Consider the following 22,833-nt stretch of genomic DNA (forward strand, 5'->3'; position numbering starts at 1 on the left):
GGGAGATGGTGCCGCAGCGGAGCGGAATCAAGGGATGCGTCGCCCCAGACCCCAATCTCGCTCATGCTGAGTAGAGACCGAGTAGGCCTGTAAGGCCGTACCGAGGGCTCGTATCGAAGCACGCTTGCCTTACCGGTCCTTCGATACGGGCTCTCGATACGCTGCCTCCCGCAGCTACTCGATCCCTACTCAGGATGAGCGGGGGATTAAAAAGGCTTCAGCACCACCAGGATCACGATCGCGGCGGCCACGATGCCCGGTATCTCATTCATCAGACGCAAGGCTTTGCCGCTGATCGGCCGCTCGCCCCGCGCCAGTTTCTTGCCATAGCCCACCATATAGCCGTGATAGGCCGACAGGCCGATCACCAGCGCGGCCTTGGCCATCATCCAGCCGCTGCCCCAGAAATGGCCGACCGTCGCCAGCGTGATCCCCAGGATCCAGACCAGGATCATCGCGGGGGTGAGGATGATGTTGCGAAGCTTTGCCTCGCGCTCGATCCAGCGCCGCTCTTCCTGGCTGCCGGGCGTCGCTTCCTGATGGTAGATATAATAGCGCGGCAACAGGAACAGTCCCGCGATCCAGAAGATCACGAAGATGATGTGCGCGGCCTTGATCCAAAGATAGGTCAAAGAAAGGATATATCCCAAAGCGGGGAGGCTCATGCGCGGATCATAGCGAGCAGTTGCGCGACATGCGACACCGGTGTTTGCTGCAGGATGCCGTGGCCCAGATTGAAGACGTGCGGCCGGCGCGGGAAAGCGGCGCGAATGCCCCTCACAGCCGCGGCCAGGCCGTCGCCGCCCGCCAGCAATGCCAGCGGATCCAGATTGCCTTGCACCGGAAGATCCTTCGGCAGGACCGAATCCGCCCAGACCGGGTCCATCGTTTCGTCCAGCCCCATCGCATCGACGGTCGTCTCGGCGGCGTAGATGGGCAGCTTTTCGCCGATCCCCTTCGGGAAACCGATGATCGGCGTCGCGGGCCGCCGGCTGCGTAGCGCGTCGACGATCTGGCGGTTGGGCGCGACCACCCAGCGCCTGAATTCGTCCGGCGCCAGGCTTCCCGCCCAACTGTCGAACAACTGCACGGCTTCCACGCCCGCGTCGATCTGCCCGCACAGATAATCGACCGTCGCGGCGATGATGGCGTCGATCAGCCGCTGAAAGGCCACAGGATCGCGATAGGCGAGGCTGCGGGTGGCGCCCTGGTCCTTGCTGCCCTGGCCCGCCACCATATAGGTCGCGACCGTCCACGGCGATCCTGCGAAGCCCAGCATGGTCGTCTCGGCCGGCAATTCAGCCACCACCCGCCGGACCGTTTCGAAGATCGGCGTCAGGATCTGGGCGTCCGCGACCAGCCCGGAAAGATCGCCGTCCAGCAGTTCGGGGGCGAGCCGTGGGCCCTCGCCCGCTTCGAACCACAGATCCTGTCCCAACGCCTGCGGGATGACCAATATGTCCGAAAACAGGATGGCACCGTCGAAGCCGAAGCGACGGATCGGCTGCAACGTGATCTCGGATGCGGCGACCGGATCGTAGCAGAGCGCCAGGAAGCCGCCTTTCTCCGCCCGGAGCGCGCGATATTCGGGCAGGTAACGGCCAGCCTGGCGCATGAGCCATATCGGCGGCGGATCGTGCCGTTCCCCCCGCAGGACGGCAAGCAGCGGACGATCCGATTCCGGCCTTGCCCCGGCGCCGATTTTATCCCGATCCGGACTAACGGAGTGCATCCCTAATCTTTCTATAAGAGTCTTAAAAGGATTCTGAGGGAGTCAGTAGGGCAGCATTTAGCGGGGCTTATTCCGGCCACCCGCTTTTGCCAACAGCTTGACTCTGGCGGACGTGGCGGTTCGCCGCGAGTCACGGACACTTCCCCCGATATCCACAGGCAACGGTTCACCCTGTTTCCCCTGTGGATGGCCGTGTCGACGACTTTCGCAAGTCGGGCATAGCCTGATCGCCTTGCCGCGGCCGCCTATGTTCCGCTAGCTCTGCCCCCATGGTTTTCCACAGGCAATTCTTCAATAAAATCGGCACCTGCTGATGCGTCTCCATCTCCATCTCCTGTCCGATTCGACCGGGGAGACGCTGGAAGTCATCGCCAAGGCCGGGGTCGCCCAGTTCGACGGTGTCGAGGTCATCAAACATTTCTGGCCAATGGTCCGATCTGAAGGGCATCTCGATCGCGTCCTCGCCGAAATCATCCAGCGGCCCGGTCTGATCATCTACACGCTGGTCAATTCGGAGGTGCGCCGCACGCTGGAGGCGCGATGCCGCCTGGCGGGCCTGCCGCTCGTCGCCGCGCTCGATCCGGTGACCGAGGCGCTGCAGCGGCTGCTGGGGCAGGAGGCCAAGGCCAAGCCCGGACGGCAGCATGCGCTGGACGCCGCCTATTTCGCGCGTGTCGATGCGATCCAGTTCACGATCGCGCATGATGACGGGATCGCGCCGGAAGATTGGGAAGAGGCCGATATCGTCCTCGCCGGCGTGTCGCGCTCGTCGAAGACGCCGACCTCCATCTACCTCGCCAATCGCGGCTATAAGGTCGCCAATATCCCGCTCGTGCTGGAATCACCGCCGCCGCGGCAATTGTTCGAGGTGACCCGCCCTCTGATCGTGGGGCTCACCACGAGTCCGGATCGCCTGATCCAGATCCGGCGCAATCGCTTGCTGTCCCTTAATCAGGTGACCGAGACGCCCTATGTCGATCAGGAGGCGGTTGCGCGCGAACTGGCGGCGGCGCGGCGGATGTTCGCGGACCGCGGCTGGCCGGTGATCGATGTGACGCGCCGTTCGATCGAAGAGACGGCGGCTGCCATCATCAATCTGATCGGCGAGCGCGAAGGCGCGGGGCCGGCATGACGATCGCGTTGATCCTCGCCTCCCAATCCGCCTCCCGCCGCGCCATGCTGGAGGCGGCCGGCATCCCCTTCGTCGCGGAAGCGGCCAGGGTAGACGAGGATGCGGTCAAACAGGCGATGTTGCACGAAGGCACGGATGGCCGCAGGCTGGCGGATGCCCTGGCCGAATTGAAGGCGGTCAAGATTTCGCAGCGCCACCCCACCGCGCTGGTGCTCGGTTGCGATTCGACCGTGACGGCCGCCGATGGCGACCTGATCGACAAAGCGGCATCTCGTGACGAGGCCGCCGCGCAGCTCCGCGCGCTCGCCGGGACCACCCATCGGCTGACCAGTGCGGCGGTCGTGGCGCAAGGCGGCGTGCCGATCTGGCGCCACATCGACACCGCAAAGCTGACGATGCGGCCTTTTTCGGAGGACTTCCTCGCTTATTATCTCGATGCCGAATGGCCGGCGATTGCGGGTTGCGTGGGCGGCTATCGGATCGAAGGCCGCGGCGCCCAGCTGTTCAGCCGCATCGACGGCGATCATTTCACGATATTGGGCCTGCCCCTCTTGCCCCTGCTCGATTGGCTGCGGGTGCGGGAGGTCATTCAGACCTGACGAGGCACGGCGCTTCGTCCGGTCTCAGAATTCGGTCGGCCGCACCCGATCGCAAAAGGCGATGCGCGGCTGATGATAGAAACCGTCGATATGCGCGATCACGGCGCTGCGGCTGCCGGCTTCGAACACTTTGCTGCGACTGAGCCCGGTGCGTTCCTCGACCAGGCGTCCGAACCAGGATCCGGAACGGCTTTCCCAAATTTCAGCGACCATAGTTACGCCCCTTCACATCAGGGTTGGCAGGCCTTGCTTCAGTTCCCAAAGAATAGATGACGTTGGCGCAAGTTCCCCAAAGATGATTCTTCGCTTGTCAAAAACGCCCCTGGGCGTGAACGACAGGTCATGACCGCTTTCGCAGAGGTGATCGGCGATCCGATCGCACAGTCCAAATCGCCCCTCCTGCACGGCTTCTGGCTCGATCGGCTGGGGCTGGAGGCCGAATATCGTCGCTCTCATGTGACCACAGCGCAGCTCGCCGACTTTTTCCAGACGCGCCGCGGCGATCCCAGCTGGCGGGGCTGCAACGTCACGCTTCCTCACAAACAGAGCGTCATCCCCCTGCTGGATCGGGTCGATCCGCTGGCCACCGCCATCGGGGCGGTCAACACGGTGGTGTCGCGGGATGGCCTGCTGATCGGCCACAATACCGACGCGCCCGGCTTCCTCGAACCGTTGCGGCCGTGCCTGGCCGAGCGGCACCTTTTGCGGACCGCGCGGATCCTGGGAACCGGCGGGGCGGCGCGCGCGATCGCGCATGCCTTGTGGGAGGAAGGCTTCACGCTGATCATCGCCGGGCGCGACGTCGCCAAGGCGCAGGACATAGCTGGCGCCTTCAACCCGGCCGACACGCATGTCTGCACGCTGGAGACATTCGCCAATCCGATCGACTTCGATTGGGGCGAGCCCGGCGATCGGCTGGATCTGGTGGTCAATGCCACCTCGCTCGGCATGACGGGCCAGCCGCCCTTGGCGGTGGACTTCTCCAACATTCCGCCCGGCGCGATCCTCTATGACGCGGTGTACGCGCCGCTGGAAACGCCGCTGCTGGCGGAGGCGCGCGCACGCGGCCATGCCACCATCGATGGGCTCAGCATGTTGATCGGCCAGGGTCGGCTGGCCTTCGAACATTTCTTCGGTGTCGCCGCACCGGCCGATCCGGAAAGCGATGCGCTGCTGCGGGCCAGGCTGACCGCATGACCATCCTGCTCGGCCTGACCGGGTCGATCGGCATGGGCAAGTCGACCGTGGCGGCCATGTTCCGCCGGCAGGGCATCCCCATTTTCGATTCGGACGCGGCGGTGCGCCGCATGCAAGGCCCGGGCGGACTGTTGCTCGCCGCCATCGAGGCATTGCACCCCGGCGTGACCGGCGCGGCGGGTGTGGACCGCGCCGCGCTGGGCGCTGCTGTCATGGGCGACAAGCTCGCGCTGCACCGGCTGGAGAAACTGATTCATCCGCAGGTCGATCGGGAACGACGCCGCTTTCTGCGGCGGCATCGCGCGCGGCCGCTTGTCGTGGCGGACGTCCCCTTATTGTTCGAAAAGGGTTTCTGGCGGCGTGTCGATCTGATCGCGGTGGTCTCGGCGCCCGCCTGGAAGCAGAAAGCGCGCGTCCTCCGCCGGCCGGGCATGACCTGGGCGCGCCTGGAACAGATACGCGCCCTGCAAATGCCGGACGCGCAGAAGCGGCGCCGCGCGGATTTCGTCATACCCACCGGCGGGTCGATGCAGGATACGCGCGCCGCCGTTCGGCGCATCATCGCGGCTTGCATGGCCGGCGGCATAGGCGGATAGTCTGCACATGCGTGAAATTGTGTTCGACACCGAGACGACGGGCCTAAGCCCGCATGACGGCCATCGCCTGGTCGAAATCGGCTGCGTGGAAATCGTCAACCGGTGCGAGACGGGCCGCTCCTTCCACGCCTATATCAATCCCGAACGCTCGATGCCGAGCGAGGCCGAGGCGGTGCATGGGCTGTCGCTCAACTTCCTCTCGGATAAGCCCTGCTTTCACGCGATCGTGGACGATCTGATCGCGTTCGTGGGCGATGCGCCGCTGGTCGCGCATAATGCCGCGTTCGATTTCGGCTTCCTCAATTGGGAGCTCGCCAATTGCGGGCGCGATCCCATCTGCCTGAGCCGCATGATCGATACGCTGGTCATGGCCCGCAGCCGCCATCCCGGCGCCAAGCACAGCCTGGATGCATTATGCTCGCGCTATGGCGTCGATCGCAGCCAGCGCATCAAGCATGGCGCGCTGCTGGACGCGGAACTGCTGACCCAGGTCTATGTCGAACTATGTGGCGGGCGCCAGATCGGCCTGTTGCTGGCCGAAGAACCGGTTGTCGAAGAACCGGTTTCCTTCGCGGTCGCATCGGCTGCGGTGCATCGCATCGCACGCCCCGCTCGCCCCCATCATGCAAGCGAGGCGGAACTGGCGCGCCATGCAGCGTTTATCAAGAAGCTGGTTGATCCGGTGTGGGAGCTCGTCCCCGCCGTGGGTTGACGCGGGTGAGGTGCGGGGCTTGTAAGCGCCACGCTCCCCATCCAGCCCTAGAAGGAGAATGAAATGGATATCCGGGTGTCTGGTCATCAGGTCGATACCGGCGACGCATTGCGCGCCCACGTGGACGAGCGGCTGCAGGCTTTGGCGGAGAAATATTTCTCCCGCTCGATCTCGGCCCACGTGACGTTCGGTCAGGGACCGCACAACAGCTTCTCGTGCGATATCGTCGCGCACGTGATGCAAGGGGTTATCCTCAAGGGTGCCGGGCAAGGCGGCGAAGCCCATCCCGCCTTCGATCAGGCCGCCGACCGGATCGAAACCCAGCTGCGCCGCTACATGCGCCGGCTGAAAAGCCGCCACACCAGCGGCCCCGCGGCTGGCGAGATCGACGCCAATGCCGGCTATACCGTCTTCCAGACCCCCGCGGAGGAAGAGGATTCGGCTGCCGACAATCCGCCGATCGTGGCCGAGACGCGGGTCGATGTTCCCGAAGCCAGCGTATCGGACGCGGTCATGATGCTGGATCTGCGCAACACCAACGCGCTGCTGTTCAAGAATTCGGGCACCGGTGCGTTCAATATGGTGTATCGGCGCGGGGACGGTACAATCGGCTGGGTGGAGCCGCAGCGCGCCGCCTGAACGCGCGCACGACCACTGTTCCACGGACTTGTTTGATTATGGACGACCTTGCCGACATCCTGAGCCCCGACGCTGCGCTTACCGGCGTCGCGGCGCCCAACAAGAAGGCGCTGTTCCAGCAGCTTTCCGTCAGTGCCGCGGCACTGACGGGGCTGGACGCGCGCCTGATCGTGGAACGTCTGCTGGACCGCGAACGTCTGGGATCGACCGGCTTTGGCGGCGGTGTCGCCATCCCCCATGGCAAGATGGAGGGGCTGGAACGGGTCACCGGTCTGGTGGCGCGCCTGGCCAGTCCGATCGAGTTCCAGGCGATCGACGACATGCCCGTGGATCTTGTGTTCGTCCTGCTGTCGCCGCCGGATGCCGGGGTCGAGCATCTCAAGGCGCTGGCGCGGGTCAGCCGCAAGCTGCGGGACAAGGCGTTCGTGGCGAAGCTGCGCGGCGCCGGCTCTCCCGATGCGCTATATGCGCTGTTCGCGCACGCCGACACGCGCGACGCCGCCTGACCATGGCGGCCCGGCTCGCGGCCGGAATGCTCGTGTCCGCGCTGATCCGGCGAGTCGAAGAAATTGGCGGTAACGGCGTCGTCCTGGCCAAGGGCGACGCCACCGCCGGCGCCCTCCTGATCCAGCTTGCCGAACGTGGCGTAAGCGGCGAATTGCTGGAGCGGCGACTGGATCAGGAGGGCGTCTATCGCTGGTCGCCGACCGGCCCCGCCAATCCGGAAGAGCGCGGCGACTATCTTGCGCGCCGCCGCCGCAGCGACCCGGATCTGTGGGTGATCGAGCTGGATGTCGCGAACGGTCGGGAGATCGTCGAGCAGATCGCCGCCTGATCGCACCGGACGGATCACGCGTCGCCCCTTTCCCCGCATCGCCGCAGCATCTTCCTTCCGTTCTCTCCTTGTTCTATCCTCGTCGAATCATGGCCAGTCTGCCCCATTGTTTCGACGATGCCCCCCTGGTGGCGGCGGATGTCGCCCGCGGCGTGGCGCGGCTGTTATGGCGCCAGGATATCGTCGGCATCTGTGAAGTGCCGCTCGGTAACGGGCGGCGCGCCGATATCATGGCGATCGACCCCAAGGGCTGCATCACGATCGTCGAGATCAAATGCTCCCGCGCCGATCTGCGCGGTGACGACAAATGGCACGAATATCTGGATTATTGCGACCGCTTCTGCTGGGCGGTCCCCGCCGGCTTCGGGCTCGAGCCGTTCGAGGAAGCCCATTTCAGGCCGGACATAGCCGGCCTGATCGTCGCCGATCGCTATGATGCGGAAATGCTCCGCGAACCGCAGCATCGCCCGCTCAACGCGGCGCGGCGCAAGGTCGAGACGCTACGCTTCGCGCGTCGCGCGGCGCAGCGTCTCCTGGGGTCGTTGGATGCGGGGCTGGCCGGCCTGGACTAAAGAACCGGGCCGGACATCGGCTTCTTGGGTGCCGCATTGCTTTCCGACAGGATCTTCAGGATCGCCGCACCCCGGGGATCCTCCTTGGCATAATCCAGCGCGCTTTTGCCCGCGATCGTATCCGCGGTCTTCGGATTCGCGCCCGCATCGATCAGCGCGCGCGTGACCACCAGATCGCGACGATGCACCGCCAGGATCAGCGGCGTCTCGCCATTATTGTTGGTCGGATCGATCTTGGCACGCTGGCCGAGCAGGTAATTGGTAGCGGTCGGATCACCGGCCAAAGCGGCGATATGCAAGGGGGTGTTGCCCTGCCGATCCTTCTGATCGGGCAAGGCACCCTTGCTGAGCAGGAAGGCGACCCACGTGTCGTTATGCGCCTTGATGACGATGTGAAGCGCGCTCTCCCCCGTATTGGGATCGCGCGTGTTCAGCACCGGCGCACCCGGTTTGGACAGCAATTGGGTGGCCTTATCGCCATCGGCGTCGCGCACGGCCTTCAGGAAATTATAGCTGTCCGAGAATTGCGCCGCGGCGGGCATGGCCCAGGCGAGCGCCAGCCCACAGAGGATCGCCCTGGAAACGCCGTTCTTCAGTCCCATATATCAATCCCCGTCGGCCGCCTGCGCTTGTCAGCAGGCGCATAGCAAAGCATGGCTAAGCGCACCATGAACAAGCGATATTCGGTGCTTCGACTTGCCGCCTGCATGGCGGTGCTGCTGCCGCTTGCCGCCTGCCAGAAGACGCCGGCGGAACCGGCGCCGCTGGCGGGCGCGCGGATCGGCGGCCCTTTCACTTTGATCGATCAGGACGGCAAGCCTTATTCCAGCACGGCGCTCGCCGGGCGCTACAGCATCCTCTATTTCGGCTATACCTTCTGCCCGGACGCCTGCCCCACCGACATGCAGGTACTGGGCAAGGCGATGCGCCAGTTCGATGCGGCGAATCCCGCCAAATCCGCTAAGGTCCAGCCCGTCTTCATCACGATCGATCCGGCACGCGATACGCCGGCGGCACTCAAGCAGTTTGTCGGCGCTTTCTATCCGCGTCTGATCGGACTCACCGGCACGGACGCCCAGATTGCCGCGGTCGCAAAGGAATATGCGACCACCTATCGCAAGCAACCGGCCGCGGCGGGCAGCAGTAATTATCTGATGGATCATCAGCGCACCGCCATCCTGTTCGGGCCGGACGGCAAGCCGATCGCATTGCTGCCGATCGATGCCAATGCCGATGCCGTCGTCGCCGATCTCGAAAAGTGGGTCGCATGAGCCGCTTCTGGGAGGAAAAGACGCTGGCGCAGATGAGCCGCGACGAGTGGGAATCGCTCTGCGACGGTTGCGGCAAATGCTGCCTGCACAAGCTGGAGGATGAAGAGACCGGCCGGGTCTACCCGACCAATGTCGCCTGCCGCCTGCTGGATCGGCGTAATGGATCGTGCCGCGATTACCCCAACCGGAAACGGTTCGTGCCCGATTGCGTGCAGCTGACGGCGTCCAAGCTGCACGATCTGGAATGGCTGCCCATGACCTGTGCCTATCGGCTGGTGTTCGAAGGGAAGCCGCTGTTCGACTGGCACCATCTGATCAGCGGCAGCCGCGAAAGCGTGCACGCCGCGGGCATGTCGACGCGGGGCTGGACGGTGTCCGAAGTCGATGCCGGGGAGCTGGAACTGCACATCGTCGAGCGCGAGATTTAACGGCGATGTTTCGGCTGCGGCCGTCGCGTGAACCCAAGATCGAAACAGACCTGCGCTTTTCTGGCGGCGGTCATAGCCGTTCGCTGACCATCCGGCGTTCGGCGCAGGCCAAACGGATGCGGCTGGCGGTCGATCCGCGCGACGGCGCGGTGCGCCTGACATTGCCGCAACGCGCCGCGCTCAAGCCGGCGCTTGTCTGGGCGGAAAGCCAGCGTGCCTGGGTTGAACAGGCGCTCGCGAAACTGCCGACGGTGACGCCGCTCGGGCCGGGCAGCCAGATTCCGTTTGAGGGCGCGCGCCTGACGGTCGATTGGCAAGCGGGCCGATCGCGGACCTTGCGACACGAGGGAGACCGGCTGATCGTCGGCGGTCCGGAAGAGATGGTCGCCAGCCGCGTCCTGCGCTGGTTGCGGGCGCAGGCACTGCAGCGGCTGGACGGCGAGACCCGCGCCATTGCCGTGCGCGCCGGGGTGACGATCGGCCGCGTGCGGGTCGGCGATGCGCAGACCCGCTGGGGCAGTTGCTCCTCCAGCGGCGATATCGCCTATAGCTGGCGGCTGATCCTGATGCCGGTCGCGGTCCGCCATGCGATCGTCGCGCACGAGGTCGCGCATCGTCTGCACATGCATCACGGCCCGGCCTTTCACGCCGAAGTGGCGCGGCTGCTGGGCCACGATCCCAAGCCGGAAAGCGCCTGGCTGAAAGCGCACGGCGCGGAGATGCACCGCTTCGGCTGACGCCGACGGAGCGGAGCCCGCACCACCGCGCTTCACTTAGGCTGGCGCGGCTGATCCTTCAGGACGTTATCCAGCCAACGCTGGTCGATCTGGGGTGACTTGGGCGCGCTGGCCGGTGGCCGGTCCGCCGTGGTCGGGCGGCGCGGCGGCGCGGCCGGTTCGGGCGCGGGGTCCTGATCCGGTACCCCTCCGTCGCTCGGCGTCGCCGGCTGACCCTGGCCGTCGTCGGGCGTGAGCGATGGGTCGCCGCCCACCGGCTGATCGGGATCGCCGAAATAGGCTTCCTCGTCCGGCTCCAGCTGCCATTCCGGCAAGGTGACCTCGGTCTGGAATTCCTGCGGCGGACGCGTCTGTAGCGCTTCCTTCATATACGCGGAGAAAGCCTGCGCCGGATTGCGGCCGCCCTGCAGCCCCGGGATCGGTTTGGCGTCATCGCGGCCCATCCACACGCCGGTGGTGAGGCCGGACGAGAAGCCGAGGAACCAGCCATCCTTGTTCGACGATGTCGTGCCGGTCTTGCCAGCCACCGGCCGCCCGATCTGGGCCGCGCGCGCGGTGCCGGTATTGACGGCGGTCTGCAGCAGATCGGTCATCTCGGCCGCAACAAACGGCGCGACCAGGACGCGCGGCTGCTCCGCATTATGCTGGTACAGGACGTTGCCGTCGCTCGTGCTGACCTTGGTGATGCCATAGGGCGTCACCGCGACGCCATTGGCCGAAACCGCGGCGAAGGCCCGGGTCATGTCGATCAGCCGGACGTCCGATGTGCCCAGCACCATCGACGGGTGGGTATTGATCTTGCTGCTGATCCCGAAGCGATGCGCCATATCGGCGACCGTGTCGAAACCGACCTTCTGGCCAAGCTGCGCCGCGACGGTGTTGATCGACAAGGCGAAGGCGTTGCGGACGTCGATCTGGCCCAGAAAGCGGCGCGAACTGTTGCGCGGGCTCCAGCCATCGATATTGATCGGCTGATCGACGACCGGATCGCCGGGTTTCACGCCGGATTCGAGCGCCGCGAGATAGACGAACAATTTGAACGCCGAACCCGGCTGCCGCTGCGCCTGGGTCGCGCGATTATAGATGGACGACACATAATCGGTGCCGCCCACCATCGCGCGCACCGCGCCGTCATTCTCCATCGACACCAGCGCGCCCTGCAGCCCGGCCGGCGTATTCTGCCGGATCGCGGCATCGGCCGCGCGCTGCATGCGCAGGTCCAGCGTCGTCCATATGTCGAGCGGCACATTCTGCTCGTCGACCAGCGTATCCAGCTGGGCGAGCGCCCAATCGGTGAAATAACGGACGCTATTCTGCTTGGGTTCGGGCGCGAATACGACGCGCTCCAGATGGGCGCTTTCCGCCTTTGCCGGGCTGATCGCGCCGGCGTCCACCATCACGTCCAGCACAACCTTGGCGCGGTCGCGCGCCGCCTGGGCATCGGCCGATGGCGAATAATGGGATGGCGCCTTCACCAGCCCGGCGATCACCGCGGCCTCTTCCAGCGTCATATGGTCGCCGGGGTGGCCGAAGAATTTGCGGCTGGCCGCGTCCACGCCATAGGCACCGCCACCGAAATAGACGCGGTTGAGATACAGTTCCAGGATCTGCTGCTTGGTGAACTTGCGTTCCATCGCCAGCGCCAGGATCGCCTCGCGCACCTTCCGCCCGGCATTATAGGCGTTGGTCAGGAAGATGTTGCGCGCCAGCTGCTGCGTGATGGTCGATGCGCCCTGCAGGCGGCGGCCATTGTCGTGCAGCCGCTTGGCGACCCACACCATGCGCGCGACGCCGATCGGATCGACGCCGGGATGGCTGTAGAAACGGCGATCCTCCACCGCGACGATCGCATCGCGCATCACCGGCGGGATCCGGTCATAGGTCAGCCAGTCGCCATAGCTCGGGCCAAGCGACACGAGCAGGCTGCCGTCGGCGGCATGCACCCGCACCGTCTGGCCATTGGGCTTCTGGGTGAGATCGCTGAAAGAGGGCAGCGACGCCATCGTCACCAGCACCGCGATGATCAAGGCGGCAAGCGCGGCAAGGAAGCCGAACAGGATGACGCGAAGAATCATCCGGCCGGTCCGGCGAGCGCGTGGAGGCGCGGAATTATTGTTGGGGGCGGGCATGGAGGCAATGCCGGATTAAAGCCTATCATGCTGTCCTACAAGCCCACTACACCGCGCCATCATTCGCTTTGGCGCGCGCAACGGTCAAACGCCAATGCGGGTGAGGCGTGCCGCCACGCCAAGGCTGCCCGGCATCGTGCCGACCAGCGAGAGCAGCGGACCCGCCAAAGCGGGCCGTTCGGAAGCGTGGCGCAGCGTTTCGGCCGCGCCGATCGGCCATGCCGAACGCCGTGCGAACCGGCGCTGGAAGGCAGGCGCCGCGTCCGGGCCGCCTTCGATCCAGGCGCTGGCGGCCGCGATTCCGCTCGTGAGCGCGATCGCGATGCCGTCGCCTGCGAGCGAGGCGATCACCGCCGCCTGATCGCCGATCCGAAACCGGCCGGGCACGGCTTCGCGCGTGCGCCAGCCATAGGGGACCGCGGCAATGGCGGACCAGCTGGTGGCCGTCGTCGACATCCGCGCGGCCAGCAGGGGCGCCTCCTCCCCCAGCATCTCGATCAGCCGATCCGGCGATCCGTCGGCCGCGGCCAGCCGGGCGCTCGAAATGGACAGGCACAGATTGGCCTGTCCGTCATCCTGGACCAGCAATCCGGCATAGCCGCCGTCGAGCAGATGCAGCTCGATCCAGCCGGCCAGATCGGGCTGGGCCGGAATCGCCGCGCGCAGCCCTACCCGCGCCCGCTTGCCCGATCCGCGCGCGACGCCACGCAATTCATGCTTTCCCGTCGCCAGGAACAGGCTTTCCGGGGTCAGCACCGTCCCGTCGGCCAGGTGAACCTCCCCGGCTTCGGCGCGGCGGACATTCACGCCGCGGCGCACGTCGACGCCCAGCCGGTCCGCCTCGGCGAGCAGGGCGACGTCCAGCGTGCGACGCGACAGACCGGCGGCCGGATGCGGCAGCGGCGCCTCTACCTGGCGCTTGCCCGCCACCACCCGCACATGCGTGATCGGCCGCGCGCCCAAGCGGAGCGGATCCACGCCGATGCTCCGAAGCGCCCCGATCGCATCCCAGCCCATGAAGCCGCCGCAGACGGGATCGTGGGCCTGGGTGGTCCGCTCCAGCACGGTCGCGGCCACGCCGGCGCGGGCCAGCGTGATCGCGGCGGCGGTGCCGGCGGGTCCCCCGCCGACGATCAGCGGAGGCGTTCGACGCATAACCGGAACGGAAAACGGCGGACGATATGCGCGGCGCCGGCTGGAATATCCGCCTGCGCCAGCAGCGGGGGCCATTCGCCCGGTCGCAGCCCGCGCGCGATCGACAGGGTGCCGTCCTCCCGCACGATCCGGTGCCAGCGCATCAGGCGCGCGAGCAGCGGATAGCCCAGATGGGCCAGGCGATGGCGATGGACGTCGTTCACCATCCAGCCCACGCGCGCCTCGGCTTCCATGAAGCGCAGGAAGGCGATCAGCTGCGGATCGGTCATGTGATGCGCGACCAGGCTGGATACGATCAGGTCGAAGCGGCGGCCGGTCAGATCGGCATAATCGCCGGTCCGGTAGGTAATCGGCAGATCGGGCGCGGTCGCCGCCGCCGCAGCCGGCGCGGAATTGGGGTTGAGATCGATCCCCACCAGATCGGCATCGATATCATGGCGGTCGGCCCAGCGTGCGATCGCGCGCAGCATGTCGCCTTCCCCGAACCCCACATCGAGCAGGCGGAAGCTGCGTTTGCCGCGCAGCGCCCGCTTGATGAACCCGATCGTCGGGCGGCGCGCCATCGTCAGCGTATTGACCTGCCCTAGATCTGCCAGCACCTGCGCCAGCACATCCGGCGGCAGATCGTCGGCATCCATCTGCTCCGGCTCGCTTGAGCGGACGGCCAGGCTCATGCAACGCTCCGGAAGTGGAAGCCTTCGGCGGCCAGGCCGGGGCCGAACGCGATCGACAGGCCGTTCGCCACGCCACCGCGTTCCAGCATCCGCGCGAGCACGAACATGATCGTCGCTGACGACATATTGCCCTTCTCGGCCAGGATCGTGCGCGAGTCGATCAACGCGGCGGGCGTCAGCTCCAGCGACCGCTCGACCGCATCCAGCACCGAACGCCCGCCGGCATGGACCGCCCACGCATCGACCGGTTCATCGCCGATCAGCGCGCTGCGCGTCGCATCGTCCTGCAGCGCTTCGCTGATCCGGTTGGGCACCGCGCCGGCCAGGTGCATGATGAACCCCTCATCGCCGATCTTCCAGCCGATCAGGCCGTCGCTGTCCGGCAGCGTATGGGCAAAGAAACGGTCGATCGCGAAGCCGGTCGGCTCCGCACTCACGATCGCCGCACCGGAGCCGTCGCCGAATTGCAGCATCGCCAGCAGCGGCTCCAGCTCGGTCGTGCCCTGCAGATGCAGCGTGCTGAGCTCCACCATCACCACCAGCACCCGCGCTTCGGGCGTCGAGCGCACGATATGGTGGGCCACCCGCAGGGCCGCGATCGCCGCATAACAGCCCATGAAGCCGACCAGGGTCCGCTCCACCGTCGGCGCCAGGCCCAGCGTGCGGGCGATGATCTGGTCGATGCCCGGCGCGACGAAGCCGGTGCAGCTGGCGACCACGATGTGGCTGATCTCGCCCAGCGGCCCCAGTTCGGCGATCGCCGCCAGCGCCAGCCGCGGCGCTTCCTCCGCATAGATCGTCATGCGCGCCGATGTTGGCGGCATCGCCCCATCGTAGAAACCACCGTCGATCTGCGTTCCGCCGGGCGGCGGCGCCAGCACCGACCAGCGCCGCGTGATGCCGGCCCGGTCCGCCATGCGCCGGAACAGCCGCCCCGCACGCGGGTCCGCAATGCGCGACTCTGCCCATTCGACAAACAGGCCGTGAATGTCATGCGCCGGCACTGCTGTGCCGATCCGATTGATATGGGCAATGATAGGGAGCATCCCGGGCCTAGAACGGTCGCCAACGATTAGCGATCCGTCGCTGCGCCCCGCGATGTGAATGACAGATTAGTGGATCAGCTGGATCGTCATCGCCAAATGGTGCCGGGCGCCGGCTGGAATGGTCAGGACATAGGGTTTGGCGTGGAAATCGCCGGTGAAACCGATCGGATCGGCCAGCCCCTGCCAGGGTTCGATGCACAGGAAGGGCGCCCCCGGCTTGGTCCACACGCCCAGCAGCGGCAGCGCCGGAAACTCGACCTGGAGCATGCGGTTGCCGGGCACGCCGAAGCGCACCTGCCGCGACTGGAGCTGATCGAAGATCACTGCATCGTCGACGAACAGATCGTCCCGCACCACCAGCCGGTCGCCCTCGACCGGCGTCGGCCTGGCCTCTGGCAGCAGCAGCCCGCTGGCGGGATCGATCCGGCGGATCGGCGCCGGTTCGGGCTGGTCGAACAGCAGGCGATGGTCGGCGCGGTCGCCGCCCCACGGCAGCGGCCAGCGAAAGGCGGGATGGAAGCCGAAGCTCGCGGGCAGCGGCACGTCCCCCAGATTGGCGATCTCCACCTGGGTCAGCAGCGCGTCGCCCTCGATCCGGAAGCGGATGTCGAGCTGGAACTCGAACGGATAGATGGCACGGGTCGCCCCGCTCGCCGCAAGCCGGAAGGTCGCTTCCTCCGCCTGCTGATCGATCAGCGCGAACAGGCTTTTGCGCGCAAAGCCGTGCTTCGCCATCGGGTAAGCCCGGCCGTCCAGATGGATCAGATCCTGGTTCACCGCGCCGACGATCGGAAACAGGAACGGCGCGCGCCCGGTCCAATATTCGGGCGGCCCGTCGGACAGCAGATCGCGCCCCGCCTCGTCGCGCAGCGCGCGCATCTCCGCGCCAAGCAGGCTGAACTCTGCGCTGAGCGCGTCGGTGGCGATGCGGATCGTGTCGGTCATGCGGCCTCCTTACCGCCTGCGTCACGCCGTCGCATAGGTTGCTTCGCACGAGATCGGGAAATTGACCGATCGCGCGAGAAAGCAGACTGCGTGGATCCGGCCGTGAATCGCGTCGGCCGCGGCCAGATCGCTGCCCACGGCGACCACGATATGCGGCTTCAGGATCGCCTTCAGGAAGCGCCCCGCCCCGCTGGGCGCGGTCTCCCCGATGCCGATCGGGCTGTCCTGATAGGCGGTGACGACGAGGCCGTCGCTGCTCGCATAATGCAGATACCAGAGCATGTGGCACGCCGCGAGCGCGGATAGCAGCAGATCCTCGGGATTGGGCAGCGTCGGATCGCCGCCCAGCAGCGGATCGTTCGAGCAGGAAATGATCGGCTTGCCCGGCGTGATGATGTCCCACGTCCGGTCATAGCCGCGATAGCTCCGGGTGCCGTCACCGCGATTGCCGGTCCAGGCGATGCGGCTGCTATAGCTATGCTCGGTCATTCTCCCCCTTTCGCGAAACGGGACAGGCGTCTGCCATGGACTGCGAGATCCTCGGGGGGAAGCCAATGCCGTTGCGGTGGCGCGGTTGCTGGCCGGGGGCAGGGCGACTAGGGACGCAGCGCTGCAAGGGGAGCCACCATGGCCATTCTCGTCACCGGCGTTGCCGGCTTCATCGGCTTCCATGTCGCCGCCCGCCTGCTCGCCCGCGGCGAGGCGGTGATCGGTATCGACAATCTCAACGATTATTATGCCGTCGATCTGAAGCGGGACCGGATCGCCACGCTCCAGCGCGATCATGGCGCCGCCTTTCGCTTCGCCCAATGCGACTTCGCCGACGATGAAGCACTCCGCCGCGAAGTCGCCGCCGACACGCTGGGTTCGATCATCCATCTCGGCGCGCAGGCCGGTGTGCGCTACAGTATCGAAAACCCCGCCGCCTATATCCGCGCCAACATCGTCGGCCATGCCAATATGCTGGAATTGGCCCGCCACGGCGGCGTCCGGCACCTCGTCTATGCCTCCTCCTCGTCTGTTTATGGCGGCAACCGCAAGCTGCCTTTCTCCGTCGACGATCGCGTCGATCACCCGCTGTCGCTCTATGCCGCGACCAAGAAGTCGGACGAACTGATGAGCGAGACCTACGCCCATCTCTTCCGGCTGCCGCAGACCGGCCTGCGTTTCTTCACCGTCTATGGCCCGTGGGGCCGGCCCGACATGGCGATGTGGATCTTCACCAAGGCGGTGCTGGAAGGGCGCCCGATCCGCCTGTTCAACAACGGCCAGATGCGGCGCGACTTCACCTATATCGACGATATCGTCGCCGGCATTATCGCCTCGCACGACAATCCGCCGCCAGATGACGATGCGGTCAAGGCCGGCGGCAGCGTGGCGCCGCACCGCATCTACAATATCGGCAATAACCGCTCGGAAGAGCTCGGCCGCGTCGTCCACCTGATCGAGGAAGCGTGCGGCAAGCCCGCGCTGAAGGAGCTCGCGCCGATGCAGCCGGGCGACGTGCCCGAAACCTTTGCCGACATCTCCGCCATCCAGACCGACCTCGGCTACGCCCCGACGACCCCGATCGACCAGGGCGTGCCCGCCTTCGTACGCTGGTATCGCGACTATCACGGCGTCTGATCGCGCGCGTCAACCCGGTTACGTCGTTCGGCCCGAACCGTTCGTCCCGAGTAGCGGCCGAGTAGCCCGCAGGGCGTATCGAGGACGCGTATCGAGGGATTGGTACATCTTTCGATAAGCCCCTTTCCCCAGTTGCCTCACGCCCCGCCGTCCCCAGATAAGCCTCCTCATCCTCCGCGCTTGAACAGGAGCATCCCATGGATCTGAAACTCGCCGGCAAAAGCGCCATCGTCACCGGATCGACTGCCGGCATCGGCCTCGCCATCGCCGCGCGGCTCGCGGCAGAGGGCGTCGCCGTGACAATCACCGGCCGCAGCCAGGACAAACTCGACGCCGCCGCACAGGAGATTTCCGCATTCGCCGACGGCGCCGGCCAGGTGCGCGCCGTCCGCGCCGATGTCGCCACCGCCGCGGGCGCCGAAACGCTGATCGCCGCGGTCCCGGACGCGGACATCCTCGTCAACAATCTCGGCATCTACGAAGCCAAGCCGTTCACCGACATCAGCGATGCCGACTGGCATCATCTGTTCGAGGTCAACGTCGTCTCCGGCGCGCGCCTCGCCCGCCATTATTTCCCGAAAATGCTCGCCCAGGATTGGGGCCGCATCATCTTCATCGCCTCCGAAAGCAGCCTCGTCATCCCGCAAGAGATGATCCACTATGGCACCACCAAGACCGCCCAGCTCGCCATCGCCCGCGGCCTCGCCGTGCAGACCGTGGGCACCGGCGTCACCGTCAATTCGGTCATGCCCGGGCCGACCCGCTCCGAAGGCATCGTCGATTTCGTGAAGAGCGTCCTTCCCGAAGCGCGTTCCGACGAAGAGGCGGAAAAACTGTTCTTCGAGAAAATGCGCCCCCTCTCGCTGATCCGACGCTTCATCGAAGCGGACGAGATCGGCGCGACCGTGGCCTTCCTCGCCAGCCCACTCGCCGCGGCCACCAACGGGGCGGCCATTCGGGCGGAGGGCGGGATTGTGCCGACGATTGCGTGAGCTTGGGTCGGCGGCACCGTCCTTTGGCTCGGGCTGGAGCACAAAAATTACGCGCGCGTTGCCGTAAACCCCAGTTCGAGCTGGTGAGAGTTAGGTAGATAGCCCCACAATGCCGCCCCGAGCGCATTCGGTCAGTCCCCGGGATCCTTCCTCGTCATCGTTTTAAGAAACACCTCGTTGCTTTTGACGGGCGGTTTCCATTCTTCCGGCGCAGACGTCGGATCGAGCCAACGCACACGCTTCAGGGCACGAAGCAGCAGCCACAGCACCGGCGTGCAGATCAGAAACGCGCCGATGCCGAATTGCCCCCCCCAATCGCGCGTCATGGGTGCCGTCTCCGGCCATTCCGATCGCGACAAGCGCAGCGGCTGCGAGCTCGACCAGCAGCATGGCCGTCAGCAGAAATGCCGTGCTTCGAAACAGGTGCAAGCCAATCAATCGCCCACTTCGAACAACGAACAGGAGCATAAGTAGCCACCCGCCGACGATGAGCAGGTAGACCAGGAAATAATCATTCAGGAAGTCGCGATTTGAGTGCAGCAACGGCGGCAAAACCATCAGCAAGATCGCCGGGATTGACCCAATCAGAAGATACAGGAAGAGCAAGGCGTTGATCGCCGCCTTCGGCATGCTCAACGGCGGCCTGTTCACGGGCGTAGATCCAGCAGTCATCGCGAGCGCGAGCCGCGCGTGGCCACCACCGCCGTCACTTGCATATGACCTGCAGGTCCATTGCTGCCACCGTGGGATGCGCAACGATCCGCCACTATGACGGATCAGTCAGGGTAACGCCGAAATGCGTGAGCCGATCACATGAGATGTCGAACTGAAGCACGCGTAGCGTCCCGGACGGGTGGACGCTAGAATGGAGGCGGAACTTCGTGAATGATGTGAACCAAGACAATATTGTCGTGATCGAGCACAAGATCGACGGACCATTCGCCACCAGCGAAGAGTGAGGCGACCGCACGACGCTGCCCGTCGGCGCCGATAATATCCTTATCTTCCAGGCCCCCGAGCCAGCTTTGGAGGTTCAGCGTGATGCTGCTTATGTCGGCCAGTGGCAACGCCATGAGCGCCACTTTGCCGTCGACGATGGGGGTCAGCTCGGCAGGCCCTGGTTGGATCCGCGGATCCGTGTTGGTCCGTGCGAATTCCTGGTTTTGTATCGCTTGACGATCGTCAATGCGCACATTGGTCTTGATCGATCGACCTTTTTTCACGCGCGATTGAAGATCGGCAAGAGCTCGGATCAGCGCAAATGCCTGCTGCCTGTCGGTTGGATCGACCCGGAAATAATGCGTCTCGACACCCTCGCAGGACGACCCGTCCTTGGACGTGGTCCGCCAGCGGTACATCGGCTCGGTGTCCAGGTGAACGGGGCTGGCCGGAGGCGCTTGGGTGCCGGTGAAGATGACCGGCGCAAGTAGGATATGGGCCACCGTCCTCTCGCAGAAGCCCGGCACGTTGCTTTCGGCCCCTTCGGCAATCAGGGCGATGGGCGATTGAAACGGCGTGTTGGGTGGGGGCGGGGGCGCCATCCCCTGCACGCCGACCTGAGCGCCAATGATCTTGGGATGCCCTTCTGCCAGCAGGGCATCGCCCAATTGCGCAGGAGACATTGCGCGTGCTTGCGGCAGGGTAAGGGCGGGCGCGTCGGCACGCAGGGCCCATGCCGCTGCGAGCAACCAAAGAGCTGGCATATGTCCTCCCTTCACCGATCCGCACATTATTGGGCAAGCCTGGGCTTTACTTGGCCGATCTGCAAATCATCCGCGCGAGATCCCGGCTATAAATAGCCGATCATGCGTTTTATCGAATAGCTGTACGGTATGGAGGAGATCGAAATGCCGGCGACGGACGCGGACCGGACGTTGAACACGCAGGGCGGGCAGGCCGCGCCTGAGGCGTCCGAGGGTCACCCGCCGCGGGCGTCCCGCAGGCCGGTCTGTCTGGTAGGCCCGGTCCACGGGCGCATGCGAGGATGATCCCGCGCGCGGCGGCCTTGGCAGCGCTGGCTGCCACAGCGCCGGCAACCCATCCCCCCGCAGGCTATGTTCAGCAGGGCACGCGTACCGATGGCCGCATCGAGGTCTTACTGCTGGACGAGGGCGGGCGTGCCATCGGGCTCGTCGCGCGAAAACGGCGAGCGGGCGGGCTCGATCTCGAGAGGGGATACTGGTTTTCGTGCCGCCGCTGGCAGACCCGGAACGACCGGCTGATAATGAACGCGCGGCTGCAAGAGAGCTACCGTTATGCGGCGCCGCCCGGCGCGGGCGCGATGCACGAGCGCGTGTTGACGATGTCGGGCAACCCGCTCCGCATCGCCTCGCTAGGGATGGAACTGCGTGAAGGAGCGCAGCGGTACGTGATGACCAAGGCCCCGCTCATCGATGCTCAAACAAGCAGGCGGTTGCGCTTTACCTGCGACGAGCATGATCGCAATGCCGCGAAGCATTGATCCGCCCATGCGCACCGCATTCACCAGCCTGAAGCGTTAGGCTGCCGTCCAGGCGCAACGCTATCGCGGCCGGTTCGTGCGCCTCTCAGCTGGGGGAGGGCCGCTTTGGCGGTCAGTCGTAAATATCGCAGGCTTTGCCCTTCGGCGGATAGAAAAACACGGGGCGATATTGGAAAAATGACTCTTCATTATTCGCCAACGTCACTGCCGGATACGATGATTCATGAAGAATGAGTATTCCCAAAAGCGCTGCCGCCCCGGACAGCCCAATAATCGCAAATGCCACCACACTGCGAAAGGCCCTATATCGCAGGCGACGGCTGAATAAACGATTGATAACGAAAAATATCGGAACGCTCAAAATACAGATATCAACGATCAATACCGGAACTGATACCCAATATTCGACGCTGAATCCCACACGCCATTGCACATAGGGGAGTGGAAACCCGATCGTATAGGGGGCCGGACCGTCCGGAGCCGCGCAGGCGGGGTGCCACCAGCGCAGTACAAATATGCGCTCAACAACGGTCACACACGCAAAGCTCACCAGAAATGCTGCGGCCCATAGTCGAATTGCCCTCATGCGCTCCCTTTTCGTGTCTTGATGTCCCAGCCGGTATGGTTCTGCATCAGGACATAGCTCGCAGGCACTCTGCAGCAGTTCGCCAACAACGATTCTCCGCCACGGCCTGAACCTGCAGGCGCCGTGGTCGCATCCGTGCGAGCGGACGATGTCATAGGACCGAAAGGAAAGTTCGACTGACTGGCCCACAGGTCAGTTGTCCAAGGGCCGGGACGGGTTTGGGCAAATGATCAACCCAGATCGTGTCTGGGCCAAATTCGCCGACGATGTCGCTGAACCAGAGAAGAATCTCCTTCTTCTGGCCGTCCGGCGATATCCAGCGGAGGCCGTGCGACCCACCGATATTTCCATCTCCGGCAGGAAAGCTCGTCGCGGAAACCGGCGCTGATCCTGGGACGACGACCTTCCAGCTGCGCTTGCCTCCCTTACGCCGCGCGATCAAACGCAACAGGGTCGGGCCCGCAAGCCGGGGATCGAAATCGGCCGCTCCGGTCTGCCGAGCGCATCGATACGTAACCTCTTGATCCCGTGCCTCACGCTCGATCAACTGCGTCCAACGCAGGTGATGAACGACGAGCGGCGTGAGCACGAGCGCCATCACGATCAGCAGAGCTAGGCCGAGGACGGCTTTCCATGGTCGGCGCATGCGGGCAGCTTATCGCCCGACGGCGCGTCTGCAAGGCGCGTAGGCGCCGTTGCCGCGATCGACGCGCATTGGGGCTCGGCGCCCATCCGGATCCCTGACGGCGTCCTCACCTGCCACGCTTCG

29 protein-coding genes are annotated in these 22,833 nt (G+C 65.3%); 15 read left to right on the plus strand and 14 right to left on the minus strand.

Going from position 1 to position 22,833, the window contains the following annotated elements; all coding sequences use genetic code 11:
• Nucleotides 1–206 precede the first annotated feature (206 nt).
• Together ACSBM8_RS18745 and hemE are read right to left on the minus strand one after the other, a co-directional pair.
• Nucleotides 207–665 carry a CopD family protein gene (locus ACSBM8_RS18745; protein ID WP_442679502.1) on the minus strand — a complete coding sequence of 153 codons (459 nt, stop codon included), beginning with the start codon at nt 663–665 and terminating at the stop codon, nt 207–209.
• Nucleotides 662–1,732, minus strand: a complete 1,071-nt coding sequence (hemE, locus tag ACSBM8_RS18750) for a uroporphyrinogen decarboxylase (protein ID WP_442679503.1) — start codon at nt 1,730–1,732, stop codon at nt 662–664. The genes ACSBM8_RS18745 and hemE overlap by 4 nt, the downstream gene beginning before the upstream one ends.
• A 310-nt stretch (nt 1,733–2,042) precedes the next feature.
• Here hemE and ACSBM8_RS18755 point away from each other — a divergent pair, with 310 nt between their 5' ends.
• Both ACSBM8_RS18755 and ACSBM8_RS18760 read left to right on the plus strand, forming a co-directional pair.
• A complete protein-coding gene (locus tag ACSBM8_RS18755; protein WP_442681644.1) occupies nt 2,043–2,864 on the plus strand; it encodes a pyruvate, water dikinase regulatory protein in 822 nt (273 codons plus the stop codon).
• On the plus strand, nt 2,861–3,463 hold the full coding sequence (locus ACSBM8_RS18760; protein ID WP_442679504.1) for a Maf family protein: 603 nt from the start codon (nt 2,861–2,863) through the stop codon (nt 3,461–3,463). Before ACSBM8_RS18755 ends, ACSBM8_RS18760 begins: the two co-directional genes overlap by 4 nt.
• Before the next feature lie 24 nt (nt 3,464–3,487).
• Here the strand turns inward: ACSBM8_RS18760 and ACSBM8_RS18765 are convergent, their stop codons facing one another.
• Nucleotides 3,488–3,676 carry a hypothetical protein gene (locus ACSBM8_RS18765; protein ID WP_442679505.1) on the minus strand — a complete coding sequence of 63 codons (189 nt, stop codon included), beginning with the start codon at nt 3,674–3,676 and terminating at the stop codon, nt 3,488–3,490.
• 129 nt (nt 3,677–3,805) lie between these two features.
• Here ACSBM8_RS18765 and aroE point away from each other — a divergent pair, with 129 nt between their 5' ends.
• The 7 genes from aroE (at nt 3,806) to ACSBM8_RS18800 (ending at nt 8,014) form a co-directional block, all read left to right on the plus strand.
• On the plus strand, nt 3,806–4,660 hold the full coding sequence (gene aroE / locus ACSBM8_RS18770; protein WP_442679506.1) for a shikimate dehydrogenase: 855 nt from the start codon (nt 3,806–3,808) through the stop codon (nt 4,658–4,660).
• Complete coding sequence (gene coaE / locus ACSBM8_RS18775) at nt 4,657–5,256, plus strand: dephospho-CoA kinase (protein ID WP_442679507.1); 600 nt, start codon at nt 4,657–4,659, stop codon at nt 5,254–5,256. Before aroE ends, coaE begins: the two co-directional genes overlap by 4 nt.
• Nucleotides 5,257–5,263: 7 nt before the next feature.
• The gene (dnaQ, locus tag ACSBM8_RS18780; RefSeq protein WP_442679508.1) at nt 5,264–5,968 is read left to right on the plus strand and encodes a DNA polymerase III subunit epsilon; all 705 of its coding nucleotides are present in this window, start codon (nt 5,264–5,266) and stop codon (nt 5,966–5,968) included.
• A gap of 63 nt (nt 5,969–6,031) precedes the next feature.
• Complete coding sequence (hpf, locus tag ACSBM8_RS18785; RefSeq protein ID WP_442679509.1) at nt 6,032–6,607, plus strand: ribosome hibernation-promoting factor, HPF/YfiA family; 576 nt, start codon at nt 6,032–6,034, stop codon at nt 6,605–6,607.
• Nucleotides 6,608–6,645: 38 nt separating this feature from the next.
• Complete coding sequence (locus ACSBM8_RS18790; RefSeq protein ID WP_442679510.1) at nt 6,646–7,113, plus strand: PTS sugar transporter subunit IIA; 468 nt, start codon at nt 6,646–6,648, stop codon at nt 7,111–7,113.
• Nucleotides 7,114–7,115: 2 nt separating this feature from the next.
• The gene (locus ACSBM8_RS18795) at nt 7,116–7,442 is read left to right on the plus strand and encodes a DUF1491 family protein (protein WP_442679511.1); all 327 of its coding nucleotides are present in this window, start codon (nt 7,116–7,118) and stop codon (nt 7,440–7,442) included.
• 89 nt (nt 7,443–7,531) lie between these two features.
• Nucleotides 7,532–8,014, plus strand: coding sequence for an MmcB family DNA repair protein (locus ACSBM8_RS18800; RefSeq protein WP_442679512.1), 483 nt, complete (start codon nt 7,532–7,534; stop codon nt 8,012–8,014).
• Here ACSBM8_RS18800 and ACSBM8_RS18805 read toward each other — a convergent pair.
• Nucleotides 8,011–8,616: an ankyrin repeat domain-containing protein gene (locus tag ACSBM8_RS18805; RefSeq protein ID WP_442679513.1), complete on the minus strand. Its 606-nt coding sequence runs from the start codon at nt 8,614–8,616 to the stop codon at nt 8,011–8,013. The genes ACSBM8_RS18800 and ACSBM8_RS18805 overlap by 4 nt on opposite strands.
• Nucleotides 8,617–8,667: 51 nt before the next feature.
• Here ACSBM8_RS18805 and ACSBM8_RS18810 point away from each other — a divergent pair, with 51 nt between their 5' ends.
• Genes ACSBM8_RS18810 through ACSBM8_RS18820 form a run of 3 tightly spaced genes read left to right on the plus strand, consistent with a single transcriptional unit; the run spans nt 8,668 to nt 10,450 of the window.
• Nucleotides 8,668–9,285 (plus strand): SCO family protein, encoded by a 618-nt coding sequence (locus ACSBM8_RS18810; protein ID WP_442679514.1) that lies wholly within the window; start codon nt 8,668–8,670, stop codon nt 9,283–9,285.
• Entirely contained in the window at nt 9,282–9,713 is a 432-nt protein-coding gene (locus ACSBM8_RS18815) for a YcgN family cysteine cluster protein (RefSeq protein ID WP_442679515.1), read from the plus strand. The genes ACSBM8_RS18810 and ACSBM8_RS18815 overlap by 4 nt, the downstream gene beginning before the upstream one ends.
• A 5-nt stretch (nt 9,714–9,718) precedes the next feature.
• Nucleotides 9,719–10,450 carry a M48 family metallopeptidase gene (locus ACSBM8_RS18820; RefSeq protein ID WP_442679516.1) on the plus strand — a complete coding sequence of 244 codons (732 nt, stop codon included), beginning with the start codon at nt 9,719–9,721 and terminating at the stop codon, nt 10,448–10,450.
• Nucleotides 10,451–10,482: 32 nt separating this feature from the next.
• Here ACSBM8_RS18820 and ACSBM8_RS18825 read toward each other — a convergent pair whose 3' ends face one another.
• From ACSBM8_RS18825 to ACSBM8_RS18850, 6 genes are all read right to left on the minus strand, one after another.
• Entirely contained in the window at nt 10,483–12,525 is a 2,043-nt protein-coding gene (locus ACSBM8_RS18825) for a transglycosylase domain-containing protein (RefSeq protein ID WP_442679517.1), read from the minus strand.
• A gap of 138 nt (nt 12,526–12,663) precedes the next feature.
• A complete protein-coding gene (locus tag ACSBM8_RS18830) occupies nt 12,664–13,734 on the minus strand; it encodes an NAD(P)/FAD-dependent oxidoreductase (protein ID WP_442679518.1) in 1,071 nt (356 codons plus the stop codon).
• Nucleotides 13,713–14,408, minus strand: coding sequence for a methyltransferase domain-containing protein (locus ACSBM8_RS18835; protein WP_442679519.1), 696 nt, complete (start codon nt 14,406–14,408; stop codon nt 13,713–13,715). The genes ACSBM8_RS18830 and ACSBM8_RS18835 overlap by 22 nt, the downstream gene beginning before the upstream one ends.
• Nucleotides 14,405–15,454: a type III polyketide synthase gene (locus ACSBM8_RS18840; RefSeq protein ID WP_442679520.1), complete on the minus strand. Its 1,050-nt coding sequence runs from the start codon at nt 15,452–15,454 to the stop codon at nt 14,405–14,407. Before ACSBM8_RS18840 ends, ACSBM8_RS18835 begins: the two co-directional genes overlap by 4 nt.
• A 66-nt stretch (nt 15,455–15,520) precedes the next feature.
• Nucleotides 15,521–16,399: an aldose 1-epimerase family protein gene (locus ACSBM8_RS18845; protein ID WP_442679521.1), complete on the minus strand. Its 879-nt coding sequence runs from the start codon at nt 16,397–16,399 to the stop codon at nt 15,521–15,523.
• Between the two features lie 21 nt (nt 16,400–16,420).
• Nucleotides 16,421–16,888: an OsmC family protein gene (locus tag ACSBM8_RS18850; RefSeq protein WP_442679522.1), complete on the minus strand. Its 468-nt coding sequence runs from the start codon at nt 16,886–16,888 to the stop codon at nt 16,421–16,423.
• Nucleotides 16,889–17,026: 138 nt separating this feature from the next.
• On the opposite strand from ACSBM8_RS18850, the gene ACSBM8_RS18855 reads away from it, so the two are divergent.
• Nucleotides 17,027–18,025 carry an NAD-dependent epimerase/dehydratase family protein gene (locus ACSBM8_RS18855; protein WP_442679523.1) on the plus strand — a complete coding sequence of 333 codons (999 nt, stop codon included), beginning with the start codon at nt 17,027–17,029 and terminating at the stop codon, nt 18,023–18,025.
• Between the two features lie 197 nt (nt 18,026–18,222).
• The gene (locus ACSBM8_RS18860; protein ID WP_442679524.1) at nt 18,223–19,017 is read left to right on the plus strand and encodes an SDR family NAD(P)-dependent oxidoreductase; all 795 of its coding nucleotides are present in this window, start codon (nt 18,223–18,225) and stop codon (nt 19,015–19,017) included.
• Nucleotides 19,018–19,179: 162 nt separating this feature from the next.
• On the opposite strand, the gene ACSBM8_RS18865 is transcribed toward ACSBM8_RS18860, so the two are convergent.
• Nucleotides 19,180–19,653 carry a hypothetical protein gene (locus ACSBM8_RS18865; RefSeq protein ID WP_442679525.1) on the minus strand — a complete coding sequence of 158 codons (474 nt, stop codon included), beginning with the start codon at nt 19,651–19,653 and terminating at the stop codon, nt 19,180–19,182.
• Between the two features lie 224 nt (nt 19,654–19,877).
• Nucleotides 19,878–20,747 (minus strand): hypothetical protein, encoded by an 870-nt coding sequence (locus tag ACSBM8_RS18870; protein WP_442679526.1) that lies wholly within the window; start codon nt 20,745–20,747, stop codon nt 19,878–19,880.
• A 254-nt stretch (nt 20,748–21,001) separates the two neighbouring features.
• Here ACSBM8_RS18870 and ACSBM8_RS18875 point away from each other — a divergent pair, with 254 nt between their 5' ends.
• The gene (locus ACSBM8_RS18875) at nt 21,002–21,478 is read left to right on the plus strand and encodes a hypothetical protein (RefSeq protein ID WP_442679527.1); all 477 of its coding nucleotides are present in this window, start codon (nt 21,002–21,004) and stop codon (nt 21,476–21,478) included.
• Between the two features lie 112 nt (nt 21,479–21,590).
• Here ACSBM8_RS18875 and ACSBM8_RS18880 read toward each other — a convergent pair whose 3' ends face one another.
• Nucleotides 21,591–22,064: a hypothetical protein gene (locus tag ACSBM8_RS18880; protein ID WP_442679528.1), complete on the minus strand. Its 474-nt coding sequence runs from the start codon at nt 22,062–22,064 to the stop codon at nt 21,591–21,593.
• Nucleotides 22,065–22,215: 151 nt separating this feature from the next.
• Complete coding sequence (locus ACSBM8_RS18885) at nt 22,216–22,710, minus strand: hypothetical protein (protein ID WP_442679529.1); 495 nt, start codon at nt 22,708–22,710, stop codon at nt 22,216–22,218.
• Nucleotides 22,711–22,833: the final 123 nt, after the last annotated feature.

Source organism: Sphingomonas sp. ASY06-1R, from assembly GCF_052180265.1.
Taxonomy (GTDB): domain Bacteria; phylum Pseudomonadota; class Alphaproteobacteria; order Sphingomonadales; family Sphingomonadaceae; genus Sphingomonas_I.